The sequence below is a fragment of the Streptomyces sp. NPDC001606 genome (genome assembly GCF_053596835.1).
The window spans coordinates 96846-123382 of record NZ_JBSFHC010000002.1 but is presented as its reverse complement, the minus strand read 5'-3'; the positions used below and the strand labels follow the sequence as shown (position 1 = coordinate 123382).

Below are 26537 nucleotides of genomic sequence, written 5' to 3'. Positions count from 1 at the left end.
ATGCCCAAGCCCGGAGAACTCACTTTCGTCGCCCCCCGCGGAGCCAAGAAGCCGCCGCGGCATCTCGCCGACCTCACGCCCGCCCAGCGCAAGGATGCCGTGGCCGAGATCGGTGAGAAGCCGTTCCGTGCCAAGCAGCTCTCGCAGCACTACTTCGCGCGGTACGCGCACGACCCGGAGCAGTGGACCGACATCCCGGCCGGATCGCGCGGCAAGCTTCAGGAAGCGCTGTTCCCGGAGCTGATGACCGTCGTACGGCATCTGTCGACCGACCAGGGGACCACCCGCAAGACGCTGTGGCGACTGTTCGACGGGACGCTCGTCGAGTCGGTGCTGATGCGCTACCCGGACCGGGTGACCATGTGCATCAGCTCCCAGGCGGGGTGCGGGATGAACTGCCCCTTCTGTGCGACGGGGCAGGCGGGGCTGGACCGGAATCTGTCCACCGCGGAGATCGTCCACCAGATCGTCGACGGTATGCGGGCGCTGCGGGACGGCGAGGTGCCCGGCGGTCCCGCGCGGCTGTCCAACATCGTCTTCATGGGGATGGGCGAGCCGCTCGCCAACTACAACCGGGTGGTCGGCGCCATTCGCGCGCTCACCGATCCGGCGCCGGACGGCCTCGGGCTGTCGCAGCGCGGGATCACCGTCTCCACCGTGGGGCTCGTGCCGGCCATCCACCGGTTCGCCGACGAGGGCTTCAAGTGCCGGCTCGCGATCTCCCTGCACGCCCCCGACGACGAGCTGCGCGACACCCTGGTCCCCGTGAACACGCGGTGGAAGGTGCGCGAGGTGCTGGACGCCGGGTTCGAGTACGTCGAGAAGAGCGGCCGCCGGCTGTCCATCGAGTACGCCCTCATCCGTGACATCAACGACCAGGCGTGGCGGGGAGACCGGCTCGGGCGGCTGCTCCGGGGCAAGCCGGTGCACGTCAACCTCATCCCGCTGAACCCGACCCCGGGCAGCAAGTGGACCGCCTCGCGGCCCGAGGACGAGAAGGCGTTCGTGGAGGCGATCGCCGCACACGGGGTGCCGGTGACCGTCCGGGACACCCGTGGACAGGAGATCGACGGAGCCTGTGGTCAGCTCGCCGCCACCGAGCGGTAATCTGACCGGGTCCACATATCTTCATATTCCGACAGGGGAGCGCCACAGCGCTGAGAGTGCGGCGGACAGGGCCGCAGACCCTCTGAACCTCGCCCAGGTCATTCTGGGTAGGAAGTTCGGTCATCACTCAAGCTGTTGCGCCCTGCCCGGGCCTCCCTCGCGGAGCCCGGGCAGGGCCGCGTCTCTTCCTGGCCAACCCCCAGGAGGACATCCGGTGCAGAACAAGACCTTCGTGGCCGTCGCGGTCGGCCTCGGCCTGATCACGCTGTCCGCGTGCGGTTCCGGCGGCGGCAGCAAGCACTCCGCCGCCGATTCCAGGACCGTGACGCTCGTGAGCCACAACTCGTGGGCCATCTCCAAGAGCGTCCTCGCCGACTTCGAGAAGAAGACCGGGTACAAGGTCCGCAACCTCCAGGACGGCGACGCCGGGCAGGCCGTCAACAAGGCCATCCTGACCAAGGACAACCCGCAGGGCGACGTCTTCTTCGGCGTCGACAACACCCTGCTGTCCCGCGCCCTGGACAACGGCCTCTTCCAGCCGTACACCGCCAAGGGCCTGGACAAGGTCGGCACCCAGTACCAGCTCGACCGGGGCCGGAACCGGGTCACGCCCGTCGACTACGGCGACATCTGCGTCAACTACGACAAGGCCTACTTCAGCAAGCACAGGCTGACCCCGCCGCAGACCTTCGCCGACCTGGCCAAGCCGCAGTACAAGAACCTCCTCGTCACCGAGAACGCGGCCACCTCCTCGCCGGGCCTCGGCTTCCTGCTCGGCAGCGCCGCGCAGTTCGGCGACACCAACTGGCAGGGCTACTGGAAGAAGCTCAAGGCCAACGGCGTCAAGGTCGTCGACGGCTGGGACCAGGCCTACTACCAGGAGTTCTCCGGCTCCTCCGAGGGCAGGAAGGCGGGCGGTGACCGGCCGCTGGTCGTGTCCTACGCCTCCTCGCCGCCCGCCGAGGTCATCTACGCCAAGAAGCGGCCCGGCACCGCCCCGACCGGGGTGTCGTACGGCACCTGCTTCCGGCAGATCGAGTTCGCCGGCCTCCTCAGCAACGCCAGGAACCCCAAGGGCGCCAAGGCGTTCATCGACTTCCTGGTCTCCAAGGAGTTCCAGGAGGACATGCCGCTGAATATGTTCGTCTACCCGGTGGTGCAGGGCGCGAAGGTGCCCGCCGAGTTCACCGAGTACGGCAGGGCGGCCGACCACCCCGAGAACATGACCCCCGGCAAGATCGCCGCCAACCGTGACCAGTGGGTCAAGCAGTGGACCTCGCTCGTACTGAAGTAGCGGCGTCCCGGCGCGGGAACGCGGCGCGGCTCGGGCTCGTGGCCCTGCCCGTCGCGTTCTTCGCGCTGTTCTTCGCCTGGCCGGTGGCCGCGATCGTCGCGCGCGGGCTGAAGGTCGACGGGGCGTGGCGGCTCGGGCGGATCGCGGACGTCGTCACCGAGCCGGACATCCGGCATGTGCTGTGGTTCACCACCTGGCAGGCGCTTGCCTCCGCCGCGCTCACCCTGCTGCTCGCGCTGCCCGCCGCCTATGTCTTCGCCCGCCTGGACTTCCCGGGCAAGCGGCTGCTGCGGGCCGTCGCCACGGTGCCGTTCGTGCTGCCGACGGTCGTCGCCGGCAGCGCCTTCCTGGCCGTGCTCGGGCACGGCGGGCTGCTCGACCAGCTGTGGGGCGTACGGCTGGACACCACGGTCTGGGCGATCCTGCTCGCCCATGTCTTCTTCAACTACGCGGTGGTCGTCCGTACCGTCGGCGGGCTGTGGGCCCAGCTCGACCCCCGGCAGACGGAGGCCGCGCGGATGCTCGGCGCCTCCCCGTGGCAGGCCTGGCGGAAGGTGACGCTGCCCGCGCTGGCGCCCGCAGTGGCCGCAGCCGGGTTGATGGTGTTCCTGTTCTGCTTCACGTCCTTCGGCATCGTGCAGATCCTCGGCGGCCCCACCTTCTCCACCCTGGAGGTGGAGATCTACCGGCAGACCTCGGAGACCTTCGACCTGTCCACGGCCGCCGTCCTCACCCTGGTGCAGTTCGCCGCCGTCGGCGCGATTCTCGCCGTGCACGCCTGGACGGTACGGCGCCGGGAGAGCGCCCTGCGGCTGGTCGACCCGTCGGTGACCGCGCGCCGGCCGCGCGGCGCCGGACAGTGGGCCCTGCTCGGCGGGGTGCTGCTGACCATCGGCCTGCTCCTGGTGCTGCCGCTCGCCGTGCTGGTCCGCCGCTCGCTGGACGCGCCCGGCTTCGGCTACTACCGGGCACTGACCGACGCCGACAGCGGTACGTTCCTGGTGGCGCCGGTGCAGGCGGTGTGGACCTCGCTCCAGTACGCCTGCGCCGCCACCGCCATCGCCGTGCTGATCGGCGGGCTCGCCGCGGCCGCGCTGGCCCGCCGGGACGCCGGACGGCTGCTGCGGGGCTTCGACGCGCTGCTGATGCTGCCGCTCGGCGTCTCCGCCGTGACCGTCGGCTTCGGCTTCCTGATCGCCCTGGACAAGCCGCCGCTGGACCTCAGGCAGTCCTGGATCCTCGTCCCGCTCGCGCAGGCGCTGGTCGGCGCCCCCTTCGTCGTACGGACCATGCTGCCCGTGCTGCGCGCGGTGGACGCACGGCTCCGGGAGGCGGCCGCCGTGCTCGGTGCCTCGCCGTGGCGGGTGTGGCGCGAGGTCGACCTGCCGCTGGTGCGGCGGGCGCTGCTGGTCGCCGCCGGGTTCGCGTTCGCCGTCTCGCTCGGCGAGTTCGGTGCGACCGTGTTCATCGCCCGGCCCGACAACCCGACGCTCCCGGTCGCCGTGGCCCGGCTGCTCAGCCGCCCCGGCGATCTCAACTACGGCCAGGCGATGGCCCTTTCGACCATTCTGATGGTGGTGTGCGCCGCCGCGCTGCTCCTGCTGGAACGGCTGCGCACCGACCGGACGGGGGAGTTCTAGATGCTGCTGAGCCTGGAGGCCGCGACCGTCCGCTTCGGCGGCCGGGCCGTGCTCGACGCGGTCGACCTGGAGGTCGCCGAGCACGAGGTGGTGTGCGTGCTCGGGCCCAGCGGCAGCGGAAAGTCCACGCTGCTGCGGGCGGTGGCCGGGCTTCAGCCGCTGGACTCCGGGCGGGTGCTGCTCGACGGACGGGACCGGACGGCGTCCCCCGCGCACAAGCGGGGCATCGGCCTGATGTTCCAGGACCACCAGCTCTTCCCGCAGCGGGACGTCGGCGGCAATGTCGCCTTCGGGCTGCGGATGCGCGGCATGGCGCGAGCCGAACGGGACGCCGAGGTGGGTCAGTTGCTGGAGCTGGTCGGGCTGCCCGGGGCCGCCCGGCGGGCCGTGGCCGGGCTCTCCGGCGGCGAGCAGCAGCGCGTCGCCCTCGCCCGCGCGCTCGCGCCCCGGCCCCGGCTGCTGATGCTGGACGAGCCGCTCGGTCAGCTCGACCGCTCGCTGCGCGAGCGCCTGGTGGTCGAACTGCGCGAGCTGTTCGGCCGGTTGGGTACGACCGTGCTCGCCGTCACCCACGACCAGGGCGAGGCGTTCGCGCTGGCCGACCGGGTGGTGGTGATGCGGGACGGGCGGATCGCGCAGTCCGGTACCCCGCTCCAGGTGTGGCAGCGGCCCGCGGACGCGTTCGTGGCCCGCTTCCTCGGCTTCGACAACGTGGTCCCGGCGACCGTCGTGGGTACGGCCGCCGACAGCCCGTGGGGCAAGGTGCCGGTGCCCGACGGCTCGCCGCAGGGGGCGCGCACGCTGCTCGTCCGGCCCGCCGGGGTCCGGCTGGTCGCGGCCGACCAGGGGCTGCCGTGCACGGTGAGCGCCCGCACCTTCAAGGGCACGCATGTCGCCGTCCATCTCCAGCCCGCGGACGGACCCCGCCTGGAGGCGGCCTGCGCGCTGCGCGACGCGCCGGAGGCCGGGGACACGGTGGGCGTCGAGTTCGACGCGGCCGACATCGTCGTACTGGACTGACCGGCGCGGCCGAATCCATGGGGGCCGGCCGCCGGGCGCGGCTTAGGGTGAGGCCATGACCTTGCTCGCACATGACCGCTACTGCGATGAAATCGCCCTCCAGACCGAGCAGTTGAGGGCCGTGGTGACCTCCGGGGCCGATCTGTCGGCGACCGTGCCGACCTGCCCGGACTGGTCGCTGGAAGAGCTGGTACGCCATATGGGCGGCGCCCTGCGCTGGGTGGACGCGCTGGTGCGCGCCCGGGCGCAGGAGAACATCCCCTGGGACCAGGTGCCGCTCGGTGCCGGGCCCGAGGAGCGGGGGGACGCCATCGCCCTGGACAAGTGGCTGGCGGAGAGCGGCGAGCGGGTCGTCGCGGCGCTGCGCGAGGCCGGGCCGGACGCGGCGGTGTGGAGCTGGAAGGGTGAGCCGACCGCCGGGTTCTGGGCCCGCCGGATGACCCATGAGATCACCGTGCACCGTGCGGACGCGGCCCTCGCCGCCGGGCAGGGCTACACGGTGGCGCCGGAGATCGCGGCCGACGCGATCGACGAGTGGCTCGGCATCATCGGCTTCATCCAGCAGCACCGGGGCGATGAGCAGCGCTTCCGGCTGGAGGGGCCCCTGCGCTCCATCCATCTGCACGCCACCGACGCCGGCCCGGAGCTGAACGCCGAGTGGCTGCTGGAGTTCGGCGCGGAGGGCGTGCGCTGGCGCCGCGGCCACGAGAAGGCGACGGTCGCGCTGCGCGGACCGCTCACCTCGGTCATGCTCGCCTTCTACCGGCGGCTGCCGCTGGACGCCCCCGGCCTGGAGGTGCTGGGCGAGCGCGAGGTGCTGGAGTCCTGGCTGGGCTGGACCACCTTCGGCTGAGCCGCGCGGCGGTGGGGCCCGCCCCCGGACTTCCGGTGTCCTCGGGGGCGGGCCGGACGATCAGCCGTTGCCGCGTGCTCCGCGGCGGCGCAGGCCGAAGAAGACCGCACAGCCGCCGACGACGACCAGTGCGGCCGCGATTCCGGCGATCAGCGGCATGTTGGAGTCGGCGCCGGTCTCCGCCAGGTTCGAGCTGCCGGCCGCCGGGGACGGCTCGTTGCTCGGGGCGCCCGCCGGGGCCGGGCTGGACACGGACACCGACGGGGTCGGGCTCGGGGTCGGCGTCGCGGACTCGGCAGGCGCGGACGCGGACGCGGACAGGGAGGGCGCCGGGGCCGAGGGGGTGGGAGCCGAGGGGGTCGGCGTCGCGGTGTCGGTCGTACAGGCGGCGGCCGGGGTGGTGAGCTGCCCCGCCAGATCCTGGTCGACCGGGCCGGCCGTGACATGGACGCGGTAGGTGTTCTTGGGCTGCCAGTTCTCCGTGAAGGTGACGGAGGTGCCCGCGGCCGATCCCTTCACCTGCTGCTGGCCGATCTGCTTCTCGACTCCGCCGGCGTTCTCGCGGAACAGCGTGACGGTCGCCGGGGTGGCGCCCTTGTCCGTGTCGGTGACGACGATGACGCCCTTGCCGCCGACGCACTTGGCCTCGGCCTTGAAATCCGAGATGTCGCACGCGAGTGCCTGGCCGGCGATGCCGAGGGTGAGCGCGGCCGTGGCGGAGGCGACACCCAGCACGCGCACGGAACGGCGTGCGCTGCGGAGAGTTATGGACACGTTTGTCCTTTACAGAGCATATGTGCGGGGGGTTTCGGGGAGGCTCACTGGTCTATAAGCGCCCCGCGAGCAGTGTCAACGCATATGCCTGTGACGGGAGTTGGCTTTACCTGCTTATTAATCGCTCATGTGTTTGTTCTCGGCCGTGGTGCGTGTGTGGTGGGTGCGGCTGGGCGGGCGCGGGGTGCGCCCGCCCTTGCCGGGCACGCCGGGGAGGGGTCAGCCCTGAACGGCGGCCGGGTCCATCCAGATGACCTCCCAGGTGTGGCCGTCGAGATCGTCGAAGGCGCGGCCGTACATGAAGCCGTGGTCCTGGGTCTCGCCGCTCGGGGTGCCGCCCGCCGCGAGCGCCTTGTCGACCAGCTCGTCGACCTTCTCGCGGCTCTCGGCGCTCAGCGCGACCAGCACCTCGCTGGTCGTCGTGGCGTCGGCGATCTCCTTCTTGGTGAAGGTCGCGTAGAACGGCTTGGTGAGCAGCATCGCGACGATGGTGTCGCTGATCACCACCGAGGCCGCCTTCTCGTCGCTGAACTGCGGGTTGATCGTGTAGCCCAGCTCCGTGAAGAACTTCTTCGAGGCGTCGAGGTCGTTCACGGGCAGGTTCACGAAGATCATCTGCTGGTACATGGTGGGCCTTTCCCTATCGGTGTCGATCGTTTCGCCTGGGTAGACCGGCGGCCCGCGCCGAACTCATCGGCGGGGCCGGAACTTTCTTCGATCTTTTTTACGGCGGTCCGCCGGCGCACCGCTCAGCCGGCCACCGGCAGTGCCGCCAGCGCGGCGATCAGCAGGGTGAGCGGGCCGAACAGGGCCAGCAGGGCGGCGACGCGAAGGGCCGCCGCGGCGCGCAGCATCGTCGCCGGGGCGCCGAGCCGGAGCAGGGCGGCGGTGGTGTCGGCGCGGCTCTGCCGGGCTTCCACGGCCGCGGTGAGCAGGGTGGCGACCGTACAGCCGGTGACCAGGAGCGCGGCGAGGGTGGTCAGCGGGCCGAAGGAGGGCAGGGGGCGGTCGTACAGGGTGGTCATGGCGTAGCCGGTGGCCGCGACCGCGCAGACGACGCCGAGGGGGCGGCCGATCCGGGTGGCCTCCGTCATGAGCACCCGGCCGGCGAGGAGGCGCAGGGCGCCGGGCCGCACGGACTGGAGGAGACGGCCGCAGAGGTGGGTGAGGCCAGGGGCGGCCAGGACCAGCCCGGTGGCGGTGAGGAGGCGGCTGAGCAGGACGACGAGGCCGGAGTGGGGAGCGTAGGGGTGCAGGGCCAGGCCGGTGGCGAGCAGCGCGATGCCCCAGGGGAGACCGGTGGGGTTCTGGGCGTCGGGGCCGGCCGTCGTCTGGGAGGGGGGCACGGCGCTGCCCGGGTCCGCAGCTTCCGCCCCAGCGGTGGGACTGTCCGCGGGGTGCGCGGGTGAGTGGGGGCTGTCCGAACCCGTTCGTACCGTCACGGTGGCCGAGCCGGCCGCGGAATGCGCCTGGGGGTAGGTGCGGCCCGCATCGTCGGCGCGTGGCTCGGCGGCGGGGCTGGTTGCGGGATCCGGGTGGGGCGGGGTGCCGTCCGGGCCCGTAGCTCCCGTCTCGGCGGTGGGGCCGGGCGCGGGGTGCGCGTGGGGCTCGGCGCGGTCCGGTGACTCAGGATGGTCCGGGCTCGTTCGTGCCGTACCGGCGGCAGGCATGGCCGCGGAATGCGTGCGCGGCGGAGCACCCTCCGCGTCCGCACCCGCCCCTCCGCTGAGGGAGCCCGCGCGGGCCTGGGAGCCGCCCGCACCTCCCGCCCCGGTCGCGGAACCCGCGTGGGCCGGGGAGCCGTCAGCATCCCTCTTGCCCTTCGGTGGGCGGCGCGTGCCCGCGCGGAAGCGGCCGTAGGCGCCGAACGTCTCCTTCGGCGGGGTCTTGCTGTAGGCGCCGAAGCGGCCGAAGTGGCGGGGGTGTTGGGCCGGGGGGCGGGGGTCCTTGGGGCGGAGGGCCAGGGCCACCGTGACCGTGGCGGTCGCCGGGAGCAGGGCCAGCAGGGTGAGGGAGGCCGGGAGGGGCAGCGGGCGGCCCGCGGCCAGGAAGTCCGTGGCCGCGCCGTCGAAGGGCAGGCCCGTCAGATCGCCGCGGAAGTGGAGGAAGACGAGCAGGGCCAGCAGTGAGCCCAGGGTGCAGGACAGGGCGGTGGTCAGTGACGCGATCGCCATCATGCGGGCGGGACCGAGGCCGACGGCGGAGAGGCCGGAGCGCGGGCGGGTGCTCGGGTCGGTGCGGGCGACGGCGAGCGCGAGGTACACGGTGGCGGCCAGCGGCACCACGCACCAGCCCAGCCGCAGCGCGGCGGCGCCCGCGGCCTCGGGGTGGTTCAGGGCGTAGCCGAGGCAGGACAGCAGGAGGAAGCCGGTGCCGGCCGAGGCCGCGGTGACCAGCAGGCGGCGCAGCTGGACGGCGGGCCGGGCGGCGCGGGTCAGACGGAGAGCGAGCACGCGGCCCGGCCTTCCGGTTCGGCGGTGTCCGGCAGCTGGACGGTGTGCACGCGACGGCCGTCGAGCAGGGTCACCGTGCGGTCGGCGAGGGCGGCGGTGTCGGGGTCGTTCGTGGCGAGGACGACCGTGATGCCGTGCGAGCGGGCGGCCGTGGTGAGGGTGCGCAGCACATGGGTGCGGTCGGCGCGGTGCAGCGGGGCCGTCGGCTCGTCGGCGAAGAGCACGGTCGGGGTCGTGGCCAGCGCCCGGGCGATCGCCACGCGCTGGCGTTCGGCCTGCTGGAGTTCGTGCGGGCGGTTGCGGGCGCGGTCGCCGATGTCGAGGCGTTCCAGCCACTCCAGCGCCGTCACCTTGGCCCGTCGGCGGCCGGCGCCGCGGAGCATCAGGGGGAGCGCGGCGTTCTCCCAGACGTTCAGCTCGGGCACCAGGACCGGCTCGGGGTCGATCCAGCCGAAGCGGTTGCGGCGCAGCCGTTCGCGGGCGATCGGGCCGAGGGTGTGGACGGGCGCGCTGTTGAACCAGACCTCGCCGGTGCGCACCCGCACCAGCCCGGACAGACAGCGCAGCAGGGTCGTCTTGCCGCAGCCGCGCGGCCCGGTGACGGCGAGGATCTCGCCCTCCCGCACACCGAGCGAGACCCCGGCCAGCCCGGGGGAGCCGTCGGGGTGCCTGAAGTGCAGCGAGCGTGCCCAGAGCACGTCGTTGTCCGGCGGGGCCTCCATGGGCGTACACCTCGTTCTGATCCGTTTCCCCGTGCCTGTTTCCTCCGTGTGGGGGAACGAAAGGCTGGGCCGATCGGTCACTGGCACGCTAGGCAGGCGGCGAGGGGAGCCCGGACAGCACACGGCCCCGGGCCGCCGTTCTCACTCGAACGGAGGGCACCGGGGCCGGAGTCGATCAGCCGGTCGGATGATCAGAGCTTGGTCCACGCCTCCGTGAGGGTGGCCCGCAGGATCTGCTCGATCTCGTCGAAGGTCTCCTGGTTGGAGATCAGCGGCGGGGCGAGCTGGACGACCGGGTCGCCGCGGTCGTCGGCACGGCAGTAAAGGCCGTTGTCGAACAGGGCCTTGGAGAGGAAGCCGTACAGGACCCGCTCGGTCTCCTCCTCGTTGAAGGACTCCCGGGTGTTCTTGTCCTTCACCAGCTCGATGCCGTAGAAGAAGCCGTTGCCGCGGACGTCGCCGACGATCGGCAGGTCGTGCAGCTTCTGGAGGGTCTGGAGGAAGGCGCCCTCGTTGTCCAGCACGTGCTGGTTGATGCCCTCGCGCTCGAACAGGTCGAGGTTGGCGAGGCCGACCGCCGCCGACACCGGGTGGCCACCGAAGGTGTAGCCGTGCAGGAAGGTGTTGTCGCCCTTGTAGAACGGCTCGGCGAGCCGGTCGGAGATGATGCAGGCGCCGATCGGGGAGTAGCCCGAGGTCATGCCCTTGGCGCAGGTGATCATGTCCGGGACGTAGCCGAACTTGTCGCAGGCGAACATGGTGCCGAGGCGGCCGAAGGCGCAGATGACCTCGTCCGACACGAGCAGCACGTCGTACTTGTCGCAGATCTCGCGGACCCGCTGGAAGTAGCCGGGCGGGGGCGGGAAGCAGCCGCCCGCGTTCTGGACGGGCTCCAGGAACACGGCCGCGACGGTGTCGGGGCCCTCGAAGAGGATCTGCTGCTCGATCTGGTCGGCGGCCCAGCGGCCGAAGGCGACCGGGTCGTCACCGAAGATCGGCGCGCGGTAGATGTTGGTGTTCGGCACCTTGTGCGCGCCGGGGACCAGCGGCTCGAAGGGGGCCTTCAGGCCGGGCAGACCGGTGATGGACAGGGCGCCCTGCGGGGTGCCGTGGTAGGCGACCGCACGCGAGATGACCTTGTGCTTGGTGGGCTTGCCGACCAGCTTGAAGTACTGCTTGGCGAGCTTCCAGGCCGTCTCCACGGCCTCGCCGCCGCCGGTGGTGAAGAAGACCTTGTTCAGGTCGCCCGGGGCGTAGTCGGCGAGCCGCTCGGCCAGCTCGACGGCCTTGGGGTGGGCGTACGACCACACCGGGAAGAAGGCCAGCTCCTGCGCCTGCTTGAACGCGGTCTCGGCGAGTTCCGTACGGCCGTGACCGGCCTGGACCACGAACAGACCCGCGAGGCCGTCGAGGTACCGCTTGCCCTTGTCGTCGAAGATGTAGGTGCCCTCACCCCGGACGATGGTGGGGACGGGGGACTTCTCGTACGAGGACATGCGGGTGAAGTGCATCCACAGGTGGTCGTACGCGGTGCGGCTGAGGTCCTTGGTGCTCACGGTTATCGGGTCCTCACGGGTTATCGGGTTCCCCACATGTAGGTCTGCTTCTTCAGCTTCAGGTAGACGAAGCTTTCGGTGGAGCGCACCCCGGGCAGGGCTCGGATGCGTTTGTTGATGACGTCCAGCAGGTGGTCGTCGTCCTCGCACACGATCTCGGCGAGGATGTCGAACGAGCCCGCGGTCATCACCACGTACTCGACTTCCGACATGTCGGTCAGCGCGTCGGCGATCGACTCGACATCGCCCTCGACGTTGATCCCGACCATCGCCTGCCGGCGGAAGCCCACGGTGAGCGGGTCCGTGACGGCGACGATCTGCATCACGCCCTGGTCCAGCAGCTTCTGCACGCGCTGGCGCACGGCCGCCTCCGACAGGCCGACGGCCTTGCCGATCGCGGCGTACGGCCGGCGGCCGTCCTCCTGGAGCTGCTGAATGATGGCGAGGGACACGGCATCCAGCTGGGGGGTGCCGTTCCTGGACTCGCGGGACGAGTCCCTCTGGTCTGCGCTTCGACTGGCCACGACCTCACTGTGCACGAGGTCTCGACAGTTTTGCAAGCCCCAAGCGATGAAATTCGTTGTTTAAGAGATCCAACCTTGCGGATTTCGCAGAACTGGTCCCGGTGGGGGTGTTGAAAACGTGGACCGGGCGGCTAGGGTGGGTGTCTCAGTGAGTGGACAGTGTTGAACCAGATCAGGAGGCCGGCAGTGAGCACCGAGCTGCGTCGTCTGCGCAACTACATCGACGGTGAGTTCCGGGACGCCGCCGACGGACGGACCACCGAGGTGGTCAACCCCGCGACGGGCGAGGCGTACGCGACCGCGCCGCTGTCCGGCGAGGCGGACGTGAACGCCGCCATGGAGGCCGCCGCCCGCGCCTTCCCGGCCTGGCGCGACACCACCCCGGCCGAGCGCCAGAAGGCCCTCCTCAAGATCGCCGACGCGTTCGAGGAGCGCGCCGAGGAACTGATCGCGGCCGAGGTGGAGAACACGGGCAAGCCCATCGGGCTCACCCGCTCCGAGGAGATCCCGCCGATGGTCGACCAGATCCGCTTCTTCGCGGGCGCGGCGCGGATGCTCGAGGGCCGCTCGGCCGGCGAGTACATGGAGGGGATGACTTCGATCATCCGCCGTGAGCCGGTCGGCGTCTGCGCGCAGGTCGCGCCGTGGAACTACCCGATGATGATGGCCGTGTGGAAGTTCGCGCCGGCCATCGCCGCGGGCAACACGGTCGTCCTGAAGCCCTCGGACACCACCCCGGCGTCCACGGTCCTGATCGCGGACATCATCGGGTCCATCCTCCCCAAGGGCGTCTTCAACGTCGTCTGCGGCGACCGGGACACCGGCCGACTGATGGTCGAGCACGACATCCCGGCGATGGCCTCCATCACCGGCTCGGTCCGCGCGGGCATGTCCGTCGCCGAGTCCGCCTCCAAGGACCTCAAGCGGGTCCACCTGGAGCTGGGCGGCAAGGCCCCGGTCGTGGTCTTCGAGGACACCGACATCGACAAGGCCGTCGAGGACATCTCCGTGGCGGGCTTCTTCAACGCCGGCCAGGACTGTACGGCCGCCTGTCGCGTCCTCGTCCACGAGTCCATCCACGACGAGTTCGTGGCCGCGCTGGCGAAGGCCGCGGAGGAGACCAAGACCGGCCGGCCGGACGACGAGGACGTGCTGTACGGCCCGCTCAACAACCCCAACCAGCTCAAGCAGGTCGAGGGCTTCATCGAGCGGCTGCCCGCCCACGCGCGCGTGGAGGCCGGCGGCAAGCGCGTCGGCGACAAGGGCTACTTCTTCGCGCCGACCGTGGTCTCCGGCGTCAAGCAGGACGACGAGATCATCCAGCAGGAGGTCTTCGGCCCGGTCATCACCGTCCAGTCCTTCTCGGACGAGGACCAGGCCGTCGCGTACGCGAACGGCGTCGAGTACGCGCTCGCCTCCTCGGTGTGGACCAAGGACCACGCGCGCGCGATGCGCATGTCCAAGAAGATGGACTTCGGCTGCGTGTGGATCAACACCCACATCCCGCTGGTCGCCGAGATGCCGCACGGCGGCTTCAAGAAGTCCGGCTACGGCAAGGACCTGTCGGCGTACGGCTTCGAGGACTACACGCGCATCAAGCACGTGATGACGTCCCTGGGCGAGTAGCGCTCCGCCGGGGTCGGCCGCTCTTCGGCTGCGGGTGCGCTGCGGCTTGTCGCGTCCGCGTGGCGGAGCCGCATGGCGACACAGCCCCGCGCCCCTGGGGGTGGCCGTCCCCACCGACACACAACAGCGCGGTCCCCGGCAGGCTCACCTCCCTGCCGGGGGCCGCGCTGTCTCATGTCCCTGCGACGAAATCCGGCCCCTGCTCGGTCTGTTCGAGCCGTGCCGACCGCTCCCGGTCCGACTGATCGACAAGGTGTCCGGCAGGCCGGGGCCTGCTCGACGCAGCGTCGATTGTGACTCCGCCGCGGGGAGCGGCATCCTTCCGGGGTGCCCCAGACTTCTTCTCGTACGACCCCGATGTCCCGCCGCTCCCTCCTGCGCGCCCTCGGCGGCACCGCCGCGCTCGGTGCCCTGGCCGGCTGCGGGGTGCCCGCCGCCTATGTCGCGCCCGGCGACCGGGCCGTCGCCGACGAGTCCGTGGCCGACAAGAAGCTGACCTGGGCGAACTGGCCGCTGTACATCGACACCGATGACAATGACCCGAACCGGCGGCCCACCCTGGAGGCGTTCCAGAAGCGCACCGGGATCTCCGTGGACTACGCCGAGGAGATCAACGACAACGACGAGTTCTTCGGCAAGATCAGCCCCGCGCTGATGAACCACCAGACCACCGGCCGCGATCTGATCGTCGTCAGCGACTGGATGTGCGCGCGGTTCGTCCGGCTCGGCTGGGTGCAGGAGATGGACCGGGCCCGGCAGCCGAACGTGGCGAGGAACCTGGACCCGCTGCTCCGCTCGCCCGCCTTCGACAAGGGCCGCCGCTTCACGGTGCCCTGGCAGTCCGGCATCACCGGCATCGCCTACAACCACCGCAAGCTCGGCCGGGAGATCCGGCGGGTGTCCGACCTGTGGGCGAGCGACCTCAAGGGCCGGGTGACCCTGCTGTCCGGCCTCGACGAGGCGTTCGCGCTGCTGATGCAGGGCAACGGCGTGGACATCACCCGGTGGACCGCCGACGACTTCCACCGGATCTGCGACCAGGTGGAGCGCGAGGTGCGCCGCGGCCAGATCCGCCGCTTCACCGGCAACGACTACACCAAGGACCTGGTCAGCGGGGACGTCCTCGCCTGCCAGGCCTACTCCGGCGATGTCATCCAGCTCCAGGCCGACAACCCCGACATCCGCTTCGTCGTCCCCGAGGAGGGCGCCGAGCTGTGGTCGGACTCCCTGATGATCCCCGACCGGGCCCGGCACAAGGCGGCCGCCGAGCGCCTGATCGACTACTACTACACCCCCGAGGTCGCCGCCCGGCTCGCCGCCTGGGTCAACTACGTCTGCCCGGTGCCGGCCGCCAGGGAGATCCTGGCGGCCGCGAAGGACAAGGACACGGCGGCCCTCGCCGACAACCGACTCGTCTTCCCCGACTCCACGATGCGTCAGCGCCTCGCGATCGCCCGGGACATCACGTCCACGGAACGCCTGGAGTTCGCCAAGCGCTGGAACCGCATCGTGGGCCTGTGACCGGCTACCGGGCCAGTGCCGTCGGGCGGTGCAGCCGGGTCAGCTTCCCGGGGTTGGCGACCGCGTGGATCCGGGTGATCCGGCCGTCCGCCACCTCCAGGGTCACCGCGGCCCGCTGACCGTCCGACTCGATCCGGGCCGCCGGCGCGCCGTTGAGCCAGACGGGCGTCACCGTGCGGCCCGGACGCGCGAGGACCGCCGCCACCAGCGCGGCGCCGTGCAGCGGAGCGGGGGCCGCGCTCGCCCGGCCGCCGCCGTCGGCGACGAAGACCACGTCCGGGGCCAGGACGTCCATCAGGTCCTGCACCTTGCCCGTGCGCAGCGCGGCCAGGAACCGGTCCACCACCCGCTGCTGCTCCGCGCGGCTCACCCGCGTCCGGGGCCGCCGGGCCGCCACGTGCTCGCGCGCCCGGCGGGCGGTCTGCCGTACCGCGGCCGCGGACCTGCCGACGGCCTCCGCGATCTCGTCGTACGGCATCTCGAAGACCTCGCGGAGCACGAACACCGCCCGTTCCAGGGGTCCGAGGGTCTCCAGGACGGTCAGCATCGCGATCGAGACACTCTCCGCGAGTTCGATGTCCTCGGCGACATCGGGGCTGGTCAGCAGCGGTTCCGGCAGCCACTCGCCGACGTAGTCCTCGCGTCTGCGGGACAGCGAGCGCAGCCGGTTGAGCGCCTGCCGGGTGACCACCCGGACCAGATAGGCCCGGGGGTCGCCCACCCCCGCCGGGTCCACGCCGGCCCACCGCAGCCAGGACTCCTGGAGCACGTCCTCCGCGTCCGCCGCGGAGCCGAGCATCTCGTAGGCGACGGTGAACAGCAGGCTGCGATGGGTGACGAAGGGATCCGCCGGCACCTCGGTCATGCCGTCGGGGCCAGCGGGATCGCACAGGCGTCGGAGAAGCCCTGCGAGGTGACGCCGTTGGCGACGTTGGCCCGGGTCGCCAGATTGACGAAGGCGACGAACGCGGTCAGCTCGGCCATCGCCGCGGGGCCGAGCCGCTCCAGCAGGCTCGCGTACTGCTCGTCGGTCACGGTCGGCGGGGTGTTCGTCATGGCCTCGGCGTACTCCATCACATCCCGCTCCAGCGGCGTGAACACGTCCGAGACCCGCCAGCGCGGCACCTGGCTCGCCTTGGTCAGGTCCAGGTTCTCGTTCTGTGCCTGGAAGTAGCCGACGTCCAGGCACCAGCTGCACCCGACCTGCGCCGCGACCGCCATGTGCGCGAACGACTTCAGGCTCGTGTCGGCCGCGCTCCAGGCGCCCACCTTGGCGCCGAACTCCAGGTTGGCCTGGGCGACATCGGGAGCGTGCCAGGTCACCTCGACATTCTCCGGGACGGCACCCAACTGCTGGAGCATCATCTCCCGCAGCTCGGCGGGAAGCTCGGCCTTCGGAAGGCGTGGCGTCATCGTCTGTCTCCTCATGGCTGGTGCGTCCGACGCGTACGCCATGAAGACACCGCCCGGTCTCCGGATGTGACACACGGGGCAGTGAGCAGGGTGCGCAGATCCACCACCCGGTAGCCGCGGGCGGCGACACCGTCGAGGATCAGCGGCAGCGCCCGGGCGTCGATCACCTCGCTGCCGCCGTCGGCCGCACCGACATGCATCTCCACGATCGCCCCCGGCCGCAGCGCCTCCATCACCCGGCCCACCGCGCGGTCCACGGTCATCCCGCCCCCGCTGCCCATCCACCCGTTGGTGTCCTTGGTGAACTCGATGTCGGCCAAGCCGAGTTCGTAGACGTTGTGGATGTGGGCGGGCGTGGTCTCGCTGTAGGGGAAGCGGAAGAACGGGGTCAGCGCCCGGCCGGCCCTGGCCCGGCGCAGCGCGCGGTCCGCCGCCCGCACCTCCCGGGCGCCGGCCGCGGCGGACAGGCCGGTGAAGTGGGGGTGGCTGTAGGAGTGGTTGCCGAGCCCGTGTCCCGCCGCCGCGATCCGCCGGACGGCCTCGGGGTGGCGGTCGGCGAAGTCGCCGGTCAGGAAGAAGACGGCCGGGGCGGACCGGCGGGCCAGCTCGCCGAGGACGCGGCCCAGTCCGGCCGTGTTCCAGGCCGCGTTGAAGCTCAGCGCGACCACCCGCTCCCGGGTGCGCAGGACGCGGTTCTCCGAGCCGAACAGGGACCGCAGACACTCCCCGCCCTCGCCCGAGGCTGCCACCGGACCCGCCGTCGCAGCCGTCAGTACGGCGGACAGCCCGGCCGTCAGGAGCAGCCGGCGGGAGACAGCAAAGTGGCGCTCGGCGCCCGGGGATCGCGTGGTCATACCGGCACCATCGGACGCCCGCCGCCCTCCCTTGAGCGTCCCCGCACCCAGCGTATTGCTGCTCCAGTAGCTTTCCCCGGCTGCATTAGCGTGCCGACACCGCCCGCACCCACCCGGGCGGCCGCCCCCCAGCCGAGCAACCGGAGGTCGTCCATGCCCCGAGAGGCGCCGTACCTGGCCGTGGCCGACGCGCTGCGCGCCCGGATCCTGGCGGGGGAGTGGGAGATCGGGGCGCGCCTGCCGTCCCGGGCGCGGCTTGCCGAGGCGTACGGGGTCGGGCGCAATGTGATGCAGCGGGCCGTGGACCGGCTGATCGGCGAGGGGCTGCTCGAAGGACGCGCGGGCTCCGGGACGTACGTCCGCGTCCCCCGCGAGCGCCTGCGCATGGTGCGCTCCCGCCACCGCGACCGCCCGGGCGGCTACCGCCCCTCCCCGCCCTGCACGGCGGAACGCGGCCGGGCCGGTGCCTGGGACGCACACAGCCAGGTGCGGGTCCCGGCGCCCGAGGCGATCGCCGAGCGGCTGGCCGTCCGGCCCGGCGACCCGTGCGTCACCACGCACTACGAGTTCCTCGCCGACGGACTGCCCGTCCAGCTGTCGGAGTCCTGGGAACCCCTGGCGATCACGGGCGGCACCCCGGTCGTCCTCCCCGAGAAGGGCCCGCTCGCGGGCAAGGGCGTCGTCGCCCGCATGCGCTCCATCGGCGTCGTGGTGGAAACGGTCGTGGAACTGCCCCGCCCGGCCCGGGCCACCCCACAGCAGGCGCATCTGCTGGGCATCGCCGTCGGGGACCTGGTGCTCCGGATCGAGCGGATCATCTACGACACCGACGGCCGGCCGGTGGAGACCGCCGACATCGTGATCCCGGACGCGCGCCGGGAGGTGGTCTATGAGTTCGGCGTCGACACCCTCGCCCTCCCGGCTCGGCCTTCTGCGTGACCACCCGGACTTCCAACGCCTGTTCGCCGCGACGGCCCTCGGCCAGCTCGGCGACCGTGTCCTCTTCCTCGCCCTGCCGCTGGTGGCGGTCGAGGCGCTGCACGCGGGCGCGTTCCGGACCGGGCTGCTGAGTACGGCGACCATGGCGGGCTCGCTGCTGGTCGGCCTCCCGGCCGGCGCCTGGGTGGACCGTCGGCGCAAACGCACGGTCCTGATCGGCACCGACCTCGTCCGCGCGCTGACCCTGCTGACCGTGCCGGTCGCCTGGGGGACCGGCACGCTGACCATGGGACTGCTGTACGCCGTCGCCCTGGTGCACGGCCTGCTGACGGTCCTCTTCGACGTGGCCTACGTCAGTTGGCTGCCGCATCTGGTGGGGCGCCGGAACCTGGTCGAGGCGAACGCGCGGCTCTCCGCCGTCCGCTCGGCGACGAGCATCGGCGGACCGGCGCTGGCGGGACCCCTGGTCGGCTGGTGCGGGGCGCCGCTCGCGCTGCTGGCGAGTTCGGCGGGGATGGCGCTGTCGGGCCTGCTGGTGACCGCCGTCCGCGGACGGGAGGAGAAGCCCGGGCCGGGCGAGGAGCGGCGCCGCCGCTTCGGCCGGGAGATCGCGGAAGGGCTCGCCTTCGTCCTCCGGTCACCCGTGCTGCGGGCGACCATGGCGACGGACGCGGTGTTCAACGTCTTCCTCGCCCTCTACCAGGCCATGCTCATGATCTTCCTCGCCCGGCAGCTGGGGCTCTCCTCCTTCGGCATCGGCCTGCTGTTGTCGGGGATGGGCTGCGGCGGACTGCTGGGCGCGCTGGTCGCGGGCAGGGTTTCGGCGCGGGTCGGACCGGGCCGCGTGATCGGCCTCGCCCCGCTGCTCACCTGCCCGTCGGCGGCCCTGCTGCCGTGGGCCCGCCCGGGGCACTGGACCCTGTACGCCGCCGGTGCCGGCCTCGCCCTTCTCTCCCTCGGCGGAGTCGTCCGCCTGGTGGCCCAGGCCAGCCTCCAGCAGACCGCCACACCGGACCCCCTCCTGGGCCGTATGAGCGCGACGGCCCGCTTCCTGTCCTGGGGCGGCCTGGCGCTCGGCGCTCTCGCGGGCGGAGCGACGGGGGCCGCCGTCGGAACCGCCCCCACGCTCTGGCTCGGCGCAACCGGCATGACGTTGAGCGGACTTCCGGCGCTCCTCGGTCCCGTGCGGGCCGAGTTCCGGCGCAAGACTCTTTTGAACACGTTCAATCAGAGGCGTACGCTGCCCTCATGAGCGACAGAGCAGCCCTGCTCAAGGGCATTCGCGTCTGGTTGGGCCTCTTCGTCGTGTGTCTCGTCCTCAGCGGGGCCACGGCCTTTCCTCTGGTTCATGAACTGCGCTGGACCGAGAGCGCGTTGCGGGCGTTGTCCGTGCCGGAGCATCTGCCCGGGCTGATGGCGTGGATCACCCGCGTCCGGCAGGGGCTCGACTCCGTCGACGCCACGTACCCCTTCGTGCTGTACGGCACGGACTGGCTGGCCTTCGCCCATCTCGTCATCGCGGTCGCCTTCTACGGCGTGTACCGGGACCCCGTCCGCAACATCTGGGTCGTCGAGTTCGGGATGATCGCCTGCGCCGGGATCATCCCGCTCGCCCTCGCCTGCGGACCGATCCGGGGCATCCCCTTCTGGTGGAGCCTAATCGACATGTCCTTCGGGGTGTTCGGTGTGATCCCGCTGTACGTCCTGCGGAAGAAGATCAAGCGGCTGGAGGAGCTCGTCGCGCCGAACCCGGCGGCAGCCGTGGCTACTTGAGTGCCGCGAGGACGATCCGCTGGGCCACCGGGTTCATCGAGTCGCCCTTGGCGTCGGTGGAACCGACCGAGTAGACGAGGGTGCGGCTGAGGTCCCGCGTCGCCACGATCGCCGTGCTGTAGCCGTACCGCGCACCGGACTTGACCCAGTAGACCTTGCCGCCGTACTCGAACCGCTGGAGCCCGGCACTGTAGCTGGCGCCCTCGATGCCGGCCGGCACCGTGAACATCTCCTGCAACTGCGGCTCGGGGACGATCCGTCCGCGGAACAGTGCGGTGATCAGCCGCTCCAGGTCGGCCGTCGTGGAGATCATGTCCCCGGCGGCCCAGCGGTCGGCCTGGTTCCACTCCGTGACGTCCACGAACCCGGTCGTGCCGTCGGCCCGGGTCACCTTCTGGTAGCCCAGGTTGTGCGGGCCGTGGATGCGCGGGTCGGTGCCGGGGAAGTACGTGTGCCGCATTCCGGCGGGACGCAGCACCAGCCGGGCCGCCTCCTCGGCGTACGGCCGTCCGGTCACCTTCTCGATCAGCATGCCGAGGACCGTGTAGTTGATGTTGAGGTAGTCCTGGCGCTCGCCCGGGTCGAACTCCGGTCCCTTCGCCACCGCCGACGCCACCACCTGGGCCGGGGTCAGGGTGTCGAAGCGGTGGGCGTACTGGTCCTGGAAGTCGTCGCCCCAGCCGTCGCCCGCCTGGATACCGCTGGTGTGGTTGAGCAACTGCCGTATGGCGACGGGCTTGAAGGCCGGGGTGAGCAGACCGGGGAGGTAGTGCTGGACCGGGGTGTCCAGGTCGATCCGGCCGTCGGCCGCCAGCCGCAGCACGGTCGCCGCCGTCACCACTTTCGTGGTCGAACCGGCCCGGAACCGGGCATCCGGGTCCGCCGCCCGGCCGCTCGCCAGATCGTGCACACCCGCGCTGCCCCGCCAGCTGCCGTCGCTGCCGCCGACCCGGACCAACGCGGCGGTCGCGTCGGCGTCGGGCAGCCCGGCGAGGGCGGCGCGCAGGGCGGCGCCGTCCGGGGCCGACGCGCGGTGTGCCGCCGTCATGGCGGGGGCGGCGAAGGCGGGCGCCGCCAGGGGAGCGGCGGACAGGGCCAGGACCAGGGCGGACGTGGTGAGGACGGTGGCGCGGGTGCGCGGACGCATACAGGCTCCTCGGAGCGGATCCGGCCGGATCGGGACGGATCGGTGAGCGGTGTGTGATCATCCTGCGCTGCCGGGCCGAGGGAAGGATCATCGGCGGGGATGATGTCCGACCCCGGTCGTTCCCGGAGTCAAAGCCCGTCGTGGTGGGGGAGTTGCGAGGGGTGTCCCTTAGGGGGCGTGCGGCGGAGGGAAAGAACGGTCATCCGCCGCCGTTGCGCAGGGCGTGCAGGGCGTCGATGCGGTTGGTGGTGATGGAGTCGACGCCCAGGGCCAGCAGGCGGCGCAGGGAGCGGCGGGTGTCCGGGGTCCAGACAGAGAGGAGGTGGCCGTCGCGGTGGACGCGGGCCGCGAGGTCGTGGCTCACCAGCGAGAAGCGGTAGTTGAGCCAGCGCGGCCGGATCGCGGCCAGCAGCGCGGGCCGGGGCGGGGCGAGAGTCGTCCAGGTCAGGGCGATCTCGGCGGCCGGATCGGCGGCCCGCACGGCGAGCATCGCCTCGGCACCGGCGCAGTAGTACACCCGCTCCCGGGCCCCGCTCTGCCGGACCACGTCCATCACCCGGTCCACCACGCGCCGCGAGACCCGCCCGCACAGGTCCACCATCACCCGGCTCTCCCCGGTCGCGGCCAGCGCCTCCGCGAGGGTGGGCAGCCCGCCCGCCGTGAGTCCGCGCACCTCCTCGGCGGACAGGGCGGTCAGCGGGCGGTCGATGTCCCACAGCCGCCGGAGGGTCTCGTCGTGCAGCAGCACGGGCACGCCGTCACGGGTGAGCCGTACGTCGATCTCGACCGCGTCCGCGCCCCGGTCGAGCGCGGAACGCAGCGAGGCGACGGTGTTCTCGCGGAAGCGGTAGGGGTCGCCGCGATGGGCCACGGCGGTCAGCGTCTGCATGGCCCCATTGTGCGGTGCGTCAGGAGGCGAGCCAGGTGGTGGTGTACGTGTCGATCTCGGCGGCGATCCGCGCCTTGCCCTCCGGCTCCAGGAAGGACGCCTCGACCGCGTTCCTGGCGAGTTCGGCCAGGCCCCGCTCGTCCAGGTCGAGCAGGCGGGCGGCCACCGCGTACTCGTTGTTCAGGTCGGTGCCGAACATCGGCGGGTCGTCCGAGTTGATCGTGACCAGCACACCGGCGCGGACGAACTCCCTGACCGGGTGCTCGTCCAGGGAGCGCACCGCGCGGGTGGCGATGTTCGAGGTCGGGCAGACCTCCAGCGGGATGCGCCGCTCGGCGAGGTGCGCGAGCAGCTTCGGGTCCTGCGCGGAGCTGGTGCCGTGCCCGATGCGCTCCGCGCCCAGATGGGTCAGCGCGTCCCAGACGGTCTCCGGGCCGGTCGTCTCCCCGGCGTGCGGCACCGAGCGCAGCCCCGCGGCGATGGCCCGGTCGAAGTAGGGCTTGAACTGCGGCCGGGGCACCCCGATCTCGGGCCCGCCGAGACCGAACGACACCAGCCCCTCCGGCCGGAGCCGGTCGTCGGTGGCGAGCCGCGCCGTCTCCTCGGCCGCCTCCAGCCCGGCCTCTCCCGGGATGTCGAAGCACCAGCGCAGTACGGTCCCGAACTCGGCCTCGGCGGCCTTGCGGGCGTCCTCGATGGCGTCCATGAACGCCTTCGCGTCGATGCCGCGCCGGGTGGACGAGAAGGGGGTGAGGGTCAGCTCGGCGTACCGCACCTGCTGGCGGGCGAGGTCGCGGGCCACCTCGTAGGTGAGCAGCCGGACGTCCTCCGGGGTGCGGATCAGGTCGACCACCGACAGATAGACGTCGATGAAGTGGGCGAAGTCGGTGAAGGTGAAGTAGTCGGCCAGGGCCTCGGGGTCGGTGGGCACCCGGGAGTCGCGGTGCCGGGCGGCCAGCTCGGAGACGATGCGCGGGGAGGCGGAGCCGACGTGGTGGACGTGCAGTTCGGCCTTGGGCAGCCCGGCGATGAAGGTCCGCAGATCGCGGTCGGCCGTGCCGGTGGCGGGTACGGAGGTGTCGGTCAAGGGGGTCCTCCCCGGGACGGGCGCCCGCGCGGTGCTACTGCCGGCGGCGGGCGCGGTGATCGGCTGATCGGTTGCGCGCCAACATCGTAGGCCCCGGGCCGCGCCGTACCCCGCTGCCCGTAGCATGACGGGACGTCCAGCAACAGGGGGTCTTCCAGCATGTCCGACGAGTCGGCGTGGTCCGCGCCAGGCGAGTACGGCACCGGCGACCGGTCCACCGCGCCCGGCGTCTCCCTGGACAAGGGGGCGGCTTCCGCGCCCGGCCGGACGGGCCCGGCCCAGGACGCGGTGCACTACCAGGAGACGGTGACCTCGCTGCCCTCGGTACCGGACCCGGCCCCCTGGGCACCGCCCACGGCCGGCCCGTACGCACCCCCGGCGAACCCCTTCACGCCGCCGTCGGCGCCGCAGCCCGCCGCCCAGCCGAACCCGTTCGCGCCGCCCGCCCCCATGGCACCCGCCGCCGGTGAGCCGGTGCCTCCGCCGCCGATCGCCCCGACCGGCCCCGGCCCGGTGTCGTACGGCTATCCGCCGCAGGCGTCCTATCCGGGCGCGGGCGTGCCCGGCTACCCGATGGCGAACGGCTACGGCTGGTCCGGGATGCCCGCGCAGCCCAGCAACGGCATGGGCACGGCCTCCCTGGTGCTGGGCATCATCTCGGCGGTCGGCTTCCTGCTGTGGCCCGTGGCGCTGATCGTCGGCGTCCTCGCCGTCATCTTCGGCGCCGTCGGCCGGGCGAAGGTCACCCGAGGCGAGGCCACCAAGCCGGGCATGGCCCTGGCCGGCATGATCTGCGGCGGCGTGGGCTTCGTCCTGGCCGCCGCCTTCCTCGCGCTCATCATCGCGATGAACGCCTGAGAGTCGCTGTGCGCCGCTGAGGCGGGGGCGGCGCTGAGGGGGGCGGCGCTGACCCGCCCCCCACGGCGTCCCCCGGCGTCACCCCGCCGCGGCGAGCCGCTCTCTCGCCTCCATGAGAGCGAACCCCAGCAGATTGGGTCCCCGCCACCGCTCCGGGTCCATGGCGGCCTCGTCGTCCGCGGTCAGGCCGATCCCCCACACCCGGTCCACCGGACTGGCCTCCACCAGCACCCGGTCACCGGTGCCGAGCAGGAACCGACGCAGCTCCTCGTCGGCCGAGAACTTGTGCACGCTGCCCTCGACCACGATCCGGAACCGCTCCCGCTCCCACACCTCCTCGTCGAACCCGCGCACCAGTCGCCCGGCCTTCTTGGCCTCCGCGGGATGCCCAGCCGCCAGCACCCGCCGCAGCGCGTCCGCGTCCTCGAACAGCCGGGCCTTGCCGGCCATCATCCAGTGCTCGGCCGTCGCGTAGTGCTCCCCGTCCACCGCGAACGGTGACGGCCACCACTGACTCAGACAGCTCGCGCCGATCCTGCCGTCCGGCCGCGGCCGGTGCCCCCAGAAGTGGAGGTACTTCACTCGGGTCCCCGCTCCGACCTCCCTGATCAGCGCGTCCACCCCGTCGATCTTTCCCATGCACGCGAGTCTGGCACGCACCACTGACACTCCGTCCGCCCTTTTCCGCCGCGACTCGACACCTGGTCGACAGATTCCGTTGCGTAACCAAAAGGCAACAACGGAATCACTTGTTGGAGTCCTAGTGCTCTGTCAGGATCGGCACTCAAATCGAGCTGGAGCTACGCCACCCACCCCCGTCACGGGGCGTACGGCGGAGGAGAGCGACATGCACAACCCGGGCACCGCCACCCCGGACCGATTTCCCGCCGAGGACACATTCGCCGACGGCGCGCAGTTCATCGCGGGCCGGCTGACGAAGGGCACCTCGGGCCGTCACCACGCCGTGGTCGACCCCGCCACCGGCGCCGAGGTGTACACCTACGAGCTGGCCGGCACCGACGACGTCGACGCGGCCGTCGCCGCCGCCCGGGAGGCCTTCCCGGGCTGGTCCTCGGCCACCCCGGCCGAGCGCTCGGAGGCCCTGCACCGGTTCGCCGCCGTGCTCGCCGACGCCGGCCGTGCCGAGGAGCTGGCGCGCGCGGAGTCCCTCCAGTGCGGCAAGCCGCTCAAGCTCACCCGCGAATTCGACGTGCCGGGCACCATCGACAACACCGCCTTCTTCGCGGGCGCCGCCCGGCATCTGGCGGGGCAGTCGGCCGGTGAGTACTCCGGCGACCACACCTCGTACGTCCGGCGCGAGCCGATCGGCGTCGTCGGCTCCATCGCGCCCTGGAACTATCCGCTCCAGATGGCCGCCTGGAAGATCCTCCCGGCCATCGCCGCAGGCAACACGGTCGTACTGAAGCCCGCCGAGCTGACCCCGCTCACCTCGCTGCTGTTCGCGCAGGCCGCGACCGAGGCCGGGATCCCCGACGGGGTGATCAACATCGTCACCGGCACCGGCCGGGAGGCGGGCGAGCATCTCGTCGGCCACCCGGACGTGGCCATGACCTCCTTCACCGGCTCCACCGCGATCGGCAAGCGGGTCGCCGAGGTCGCCACCGCCACCGTCAAGCGGCTCCACCTGGAGCTGGGCGGCAAGGCGCCCTTCGTCGTCTTCGACGACGCCGACCTGACGGCGGCCGTGCACGGCGCGGTCGCGGGGGCGCTCATCAACAGCGGGCAGGACTGCACGGCCGCCACGCGCGCGTACGTCCAGCGACCGCTCTACGACGCCTTCGTCGAGCGGACCGCCGCGCTGATGGAGACCGTACGGCTCGGCGACCCCTTCGCCCCCGGCACCGACCTCGGGCCGCTCGTCTCGCACGCCCAGCGGGACCGGGTCGCCGGTTTCGTGGACCGGGCACGTGCCTACGCGCGCGTGGTGACCGGCGGCGAGGCGCCGAAGGGCGAGCTGGAGCGGGGCGCCTACTACCGGCCCACCCTGATCGCCGACGCGGCCCAGGACAGCGAGATCGTCCAGTCCGAGATCTTCGGCCCGGTACTGGTGGTCCTCCCGTTCGACGGTGATGATGAGGGCATCCGGCTGGCCAACGACACCCCGTACGGCCTCGCCGCCTCCGCGTGGACCGGCAATGTCTACCGCGCCAACCGCGCCACCCGTGACATCCGGGCCGGCTGCGTGTGGATCAACGACCACATCCCGATCATCAGCGAGATGCCACACGGCGGCTACAAGGCGTCCGGCTTCGGCAAGGACATGTCGCTGTACTCCTTCGAGGAGTACACGCAGGTCAAGCACGTAATGTTCGACAATACGGCGGTCGCCGAGAAGGACTGGCACCGCACGATCTTCGGGGACCGGTAGCAGCCGCCGTCCGGCGTTCCGCGCCGGACAACGCAAGCGGCCCGGCTGCTGCCGGGTGTGACGTCCCGGCCCTCGACCAGGCCGACCACCCAACCCTC

General features: G+C 72.0%; 25 protein-coding genes. 12 read left to right on the top strand and 13 right to left on the bottom strand.

Going from position 1 to position 26537, the window contains the following annotated elements:
• The 5 genes from rlmN to ACWCV9_RS04915 all read left to right on the top strand — a co-directional run bounded on the left by rlmN (position 1) and on the right by ACWCV9_RS04915 (position 5914).
• Positions 1-1107, top strand: coding sequence for a 23S rRNA (adenine(2503)-C(2))-methyltransferase RlmN (gene rlmN, locus ACWCV9_RS04935; RefSeq protein ID WP_385839689.1), 1107 nt, complete (start codon positions 1-3; stop codon positions 1105-1107).
• A gap of 214 nt (positions 1108-1321) precedes the next feature.
• A complete protein-coding gene (locus ACWCV9_RS04930; protein WP_450784326.1) occupies positions 1322-2401 on the top strand; it encodes a thiamine ABC transporter substrate-binding protein in 1080 nt (359 codons plus the stop codon).
• A gap of 38 nt (positions 2402-2439) precedes the next feature.
• Positions 2440-4041, top strand: a complete 1602-nt coding sequence (locus tag ACWCV9_RS04925; RefSeq protein WP_450784325.1) for an ABC transporter permease — start codon at positions 2440-2442, stop codon at positions 4039-4041.
• Complete coding sequence (locus tag ACWCV9_RS04920) at positions 4042-5061, top strand: ABC transporter ATP-binding protein (RefSeq protein WP_450784324.1); 1020 nt, start codon at positions 4042-4044, stop codon at positions 5059-5061. It abuts the gene before it with no gap.
• Positions 5062-5116: 55 nt separating this feature from the next.
• Positions 5117-5914, top strand: a complete 798-nt coding sequence (locus ACWCV9_RS04915; RefSeq protein ID WP_450784323.1) for a maleylpyruvate isomerase family mycothiol-dependent enzyme — start codon at positions 5117-5119, stop codon at positions 5912-5914.
• A 60-nt stretch (positions 5915-5974) separates the two neighbouring features.
• Here the strand turns inward: ACWCV9_RS04915 and ACWCV9_RS04910 are convergent, their stop codons facing one another.
• The 6 genes from ACWCV9_RS04910 to ACWCV9_RS04885 form a co-directional block, all read right to left on the bottom strand.
• Positions 5975-6688, bottom strand: coding sequence for an LAETG motif-containing sortase-dependent surface protein (locus tag ACWCV9_RS04910; RefSeq protein ID WP_450784322.1), 714 nt, complete (start codon positions 6686-6688; stop codon positions 5975-5977).
• 219 nt (positions 6689-6907) lie between these two features.
• Positions 6908-7315 carry a VOC family protein gene (locus tag ACWCV9_RS04905; protein ID WP_385839681.1) on the bottom strand — a complete coding sequence of 136 codons (408 nt, stop codon included), beginning with the start codon at positions 7313-7315 and terminating at the stop codon, positions 6908-6910.
• Between the two features lie 122 nt (positions 7316-7437).
• Positions 7438-9141: a hypothetical protein gene (locus ACWCV9_RS04900; protein WP_450784321.1), complete on the bottom strand. Its 1704-nt coding sequence runs from the start codon at positions 9139-9141 to the stop codon at positions 7438-7440.
• A complete protein-coding gene (locus tag ACWCV9_RS04895; protein WP_450784320.1) occupies positions 9123-9863 on the bottom strand; it encodes an ABC transporter ATP-binding protein in 741 nt (246 codons plus the stop codon). Before ACWCV9_RS04895 ends, ACWCV9_RS04900 begins: the two co-directional genes overlap by 19 nt.
• A gap of 191 nt (positions 9864-10054) precedes the next feature.
• Positions 10055-11419 carry an aspartate aminotransferase family protein gene (locus ACWCV9_RS04890; protein ID WP_450784319.1) on the bottom strand — a complete coding sequence of 455 codons (1365 nt, stop codon included), beginning with the start codon at positions 11417-11419 and terminating at the stop codon, positions 10055-10057.
• A 20-nt stretch (positions 11420-11439) separates the two neighbouring features.
• Positions 11440-11958 carry an Lrp/AsnC family transcriptional regulator gene (locus ACWCV9_RS04885; RefSeq protein ID WP_039656427.1) on the bottom strand — a complete coding sequence of 173 codons (519 nt, stop codon included), beginning with the start codon at positions 11956-11958 and terminating at the stop codon, positions 11440-11442.
• A gap of 171 nt (positions 11959-12129) precedes the next feature.
• Here ACWCV9_RS04885 and ACWCV9_RS04880 point away from each other — a divergent pair, with 171 nt between their 5' ends.
• Positions 12130-13569: a gamma-aminobutyraldehyde dehydrogenase gene (locus ACWCV9_RS04880; RefSeq protein WP_450784318.1), complete on the top strand. Its 1440-nt coding sequence runs from the start codon at positions 12130-12132 to the stop codon at positions 13567-13569.
• Between the two features lie 357 nt (positions 13570-13926).
• Positions 13927-15090: an ABC transporter substrate-binding protein gene (locus tag ACWCV9_RS04875; RefSeq protein WP_450784700.1), complete on the top strand. Its 1164-nt coding sequence runs from the start codon at positions 13927-13929 to the stop codon at positions 15088-15090.
• A 4-nt stretch (positions 15091-15094) separates the two neighbouring features.
• On the opposite strand, the gene ACWCV9_RS04870 is transcribed toward ACWCV9_RS04875, so the two are convergent.
• From ACWCV9_RS04870 to ACWCV9_RS04860, 3 genes are read right to left on the bottom strand one after another with little or no spacing between them, the layout of a single operon-like run.
• On the bottom strand, positions 15095-15946 hold the full coding sequence (locus ACWCV9_RS04870; RefSeq protein WP_450784699.1) for an RNA polymerase sigma-70 factor: 852 nt from the start codon (positions 15944-15946) through the stop codon (positions 15095-15097).
• Between the two features lie 5 nt (positions 15947-15951).
• On the bottom strand, positions 15952-16503 hold the full coding sequence (locus ACWCV9_RS04865; protein ID WP_450784317.1) for a carboxymuconolactone decarboxylase family protein: 552 nt from the start codon (positions 16501-16503) through the stop codon (positions 15952-15954).
• An 11-nt stretch (positions 16504-16514) separates the two neighbouring features.
• The gene (locus tag ACWCV9_RS04860) at positions 16515-17357 is read right to left on the bottom strand and encodes a polysaccharide deacetylase family protein (RefSeq protein WP_450784316.1); all 843 of its coding nucleotides are present in this window, start codon (positions 17355-17357) and stop codon (positions 16515-16517) included.
• Positions 17358-17510: 153 nt separating this feature from the next.
• Between ACWCV9_RS04860 and ACWCV9_RS04855 the strand changes: the two genes are divergently transcribed.
• Genes ACWCV9_RS04855 through ACWCV9_RS04845 form a run of 3 tightly spaced genes read left to right on the top strand, consistent with a single transcriptional unit; the run spans position 17511 to position 20069 of the window.
• On the top strand, positions 17511-18296 hold the full coding sequence (locus ACWCV9_RS04855) for a GntR family transcriptional regulator (protein WP_450784315.1): 786 nt from the start codon (positions 17511-17513) through the stop codon (positions 18294-18296).
• Positions 18247-19548 carry an MFS transporter gene (locus ACWCV9_RS04850; RefSeq protein ID WP_450784314.1) on the top strand — a complete coding sequence of 434 codons (1302 nt, stop codon included), beginning with the start codon at positions 18247-18249 and terminating at the stop codon, positions 19546-19548. The genes ACWCV9_RS04855 and ACWCV9_RS04850 overlap by 50 nt, the downstream gene beginning before the upstream one ends.
• Complete coding sequence (locus ACWCV9_RS04845) at positions 19545-20069, top strand: hypothetical protein (RefSeq protein WP_450784313.1); 525 nt, start codon at positions 19545-19547, stop codon at positions 20067-20069. The genes ACWCV9_RS04850 and ACWCV9_RS04845 overlap by 4 nt, the downstream gene beginning before the upstream one ends.
• On the opposite strand, the gene ACWCV9_RS04840 is transcribed toward ACWCV9_RS04845, so the two are convergent.
• The 3 genes from ACWCV9_RS04840 to ACWCV9_RS04830 all read right to left on the bottom strand — a co-directional run bounded on the left by ACWCV9_RS04840 (position 20062) and on the right by ACWCV9_RS04830 (position 23318).
• A complete protein-coding gene (locus tag ACWCV9_RS04840; RefSeq protein WP_450784312.1) occupies positions 20062-21216 on the bottom strand; it encodes a serine hydrolase domain-containing protein in 1155 nt (384 codons plus the stop codon). The genes ACWCV9_RS04845 and ACWCV9_RS04840 overlap by 8 nt on opposite strands.
• A gap of 199 nt (positions 21217-21415) precedes the next feature.
• Entirely contained in the window at positions 21416-22105 is a 690-nt protein-coding gene (locus ACWCV9_RS04835; RefSeq protein WP_450784311.1) for a glycerophosphodiester phosphodiesterase, read from the bottom strand.
• 19 nt (positions 22106-22124) lie between these two features.
• Positions 22125-23318 carry an adenosine deaminase gene (locus tag ACWCV9_RS04830; protein ID WP_450784310.1) on the bottom strand — a complete coding sequence of 398 codons (1194 nt, stop codon included), beginning with the start codon at positions 23316-23318 and terminating at the stop codon, positions 22125-22127.
• 33 nt (positions 23319-23351) lie between these two features.
• Between ACWCV9_RS04830 and ACWCV9_RS04825 the strand changes: the two genes are divergently transcribed.
• Positions 23352-24050 carry a DUF4190 domain-containing protein gene (locus ACWCV9_RS04825; protein ID WP_450784309.1) on the top strand — a complete coding sequence of 233 codons (699 nt, stop codon included), beginning with the start codon at positions 23352-23354 and terminating at the stop codon, positions 24048-24050.
• 78 nt (positions 24051-24128) lie between these two features.
• Here ACWCV9_RS04825 and ACWCV9_RS04820 read toward each other — a convergent pair whose 3' ends face one another.
• Positions 24129-24689, bottom strand: a complete 561-nt coding sequence (locus tag ACWCV9_RS04820) for an NADAR family protein (protein ID WP_450784308.1) — start codon at positions 24687-24689, stop codon at positions 24129-24131.
• A gap of 208 nt (positions 24690-24897) precedes the next feature.
• Between ACWCV9_RS04820 and ACWCV9_RS04815 the strand changes: the two genes are divergently transcribed.
• Positions 24898-26439 carry a gamma-aminobutyraldehyde dehydrogenase gene (locus ACWCV9_RS04815; RefSeq protein WP_450784307.1) on the top strand — a complete coding sequence of 514 codons (1542 nt, stop codon included), beginning with the start codon at positions 24898-24900 and terminating at the stop codon, positions 26437-26439.
• Positions 26440-26537 lie beyond the last annotated feature (98 nt).

What these genes read in the sequence shown, in the direction of transcription:
- ACWCV9_RS04825 (WP_450784309.1), top strand. Translation starts at nt 23,352, where the DNA reads ATGTCCGACGAGTCGGCGTGGTCCGCGCCAGGCGAGTACGGCACCGGC.
- ACWCV9_RS04840 (WP_450784312.1), bottom strand. Translation starts at nt 21,216, where the DNA reads ATGCGTCCGCGCACCCGCGCCACCGTCCTCACCACGTCCGCCCTGGTC.
- ACWCV9_RS04845 (WP_450784313.1), top strand. Translation starts at nt 19,545, where the DNA reads ATGAGCGACAGAGCAGCCCTGCTCAAGGGCATTCGCGTCTGGTTGGGC.
- ACWCV9_RS04815 (WP_450784307.1), top strand. Translation starts at nt 24,898, where the DNA reads ATGCACAACCCGGGCACCGCCACCCCGGACCGATTTCCCGCCGAGGAC.
- ACWCV9_RS04895 (WP_450784320.1), bottom strand. Translation starts at nt 9,863, where the DNA reads ATGGAGGCCCCGCCGGACAACGACGTGCTCTGGGCACGCTCGCTGCAC.
- ACWCV9_RS04875 (WP_450784700.1), top strand. Translation starts at nt 13,927, where the DNA reads ATGTCCCGCCGCTCCCTCCTGCGCGCCCTCGGCGGCACCGCCGCGCTC.
- ACWCV9_RS04855 (WP_450784315.1), top strand. Translation starts at nt 17,511, where the DNA reads ATGCCCCGAGAGGCGCCGTACCTGGCCGTGGCCGACGCGCTGCGCGCC.
- ACWCV9_RS04920 (WP_450784324.1), top strand. Translation starts at nt 4,042, where the DNA reads ATGCTGCTGAGCCTGGAGGCCGCGACCGTCCGCTTCGGCGGCCGGGCC.
- ACWCV9_RS04915 (WP_450784323.1), top strand. Translation starts at nt 5,117, where the DNA reads ATGACCTTGCTCGCACATGACCGCTACTGCGATGAAATCGCCCTCCAG.
- ACWCV9_RS04835 (WP_450784311.1), bottom strand. Translation starts at nt 22,105, where the DNA reads ATGCAGACGCTGACCGCCGTGGCCCATCGCGGCGACCCCTACCGCTTC.
- ACWCV9_RS04850 (WP_450784314.1), top strand. Translation starts at nt 18,247, where the DNA reads ATGAGTTCGGCGTCGACACCCTCGCCCTCCCGGCTCGGCCTTCTGCGT.
- ACWCV9_RS04860 (WP_450784316.1), bottom strand. Translation starts at nt 17,357, where the DNA reads ATGACCACGCGATCCCCGGGCGCCGAGCGCCACTTTGCTGTCTCCCGC.
- ACWCV9_RS04865 (WP_450784317.1), bottom strand. Translation starts at nt 16,503, where the DNA reads ATGACGCCACGCCTTCCGAAGGCCGAGCTTCCCGCCGAGCTGCGGGAG.
- rlmN (WP_385839689.1), top strand. Translation starts at nt 1, where the DNA reads ATGCCCAAGCCCGGAGAACTCACTTTCGTCGCCCCCCGCGGAGCCAAG.
- ACWCV9_RS04820 (WP_450784308.1), bottom strand. Translation starts at nt 24,689, where the DNA reads ATGGGAAAGATCGACGGGGTGGACGCGCTGATCAGGGAGGTCGGAGCG.
- ACWCV9_RS04830 (WP_450784310.1), bottom strand. Translation starts at nt 23,318, where the DNA reads ATGCTACGGGCAGCGGGGTACGGCGCGGCCCGGGGCCTACGATGTTGG.
- ACWCV9_RS04905 (WP_385839681.1), bottom strand. Translation starts at nt 7,315, where the DNA reads ATGTACCAGCAGATGATCTTCGTGAACCTGCCCGTGAACGACCTCGAC.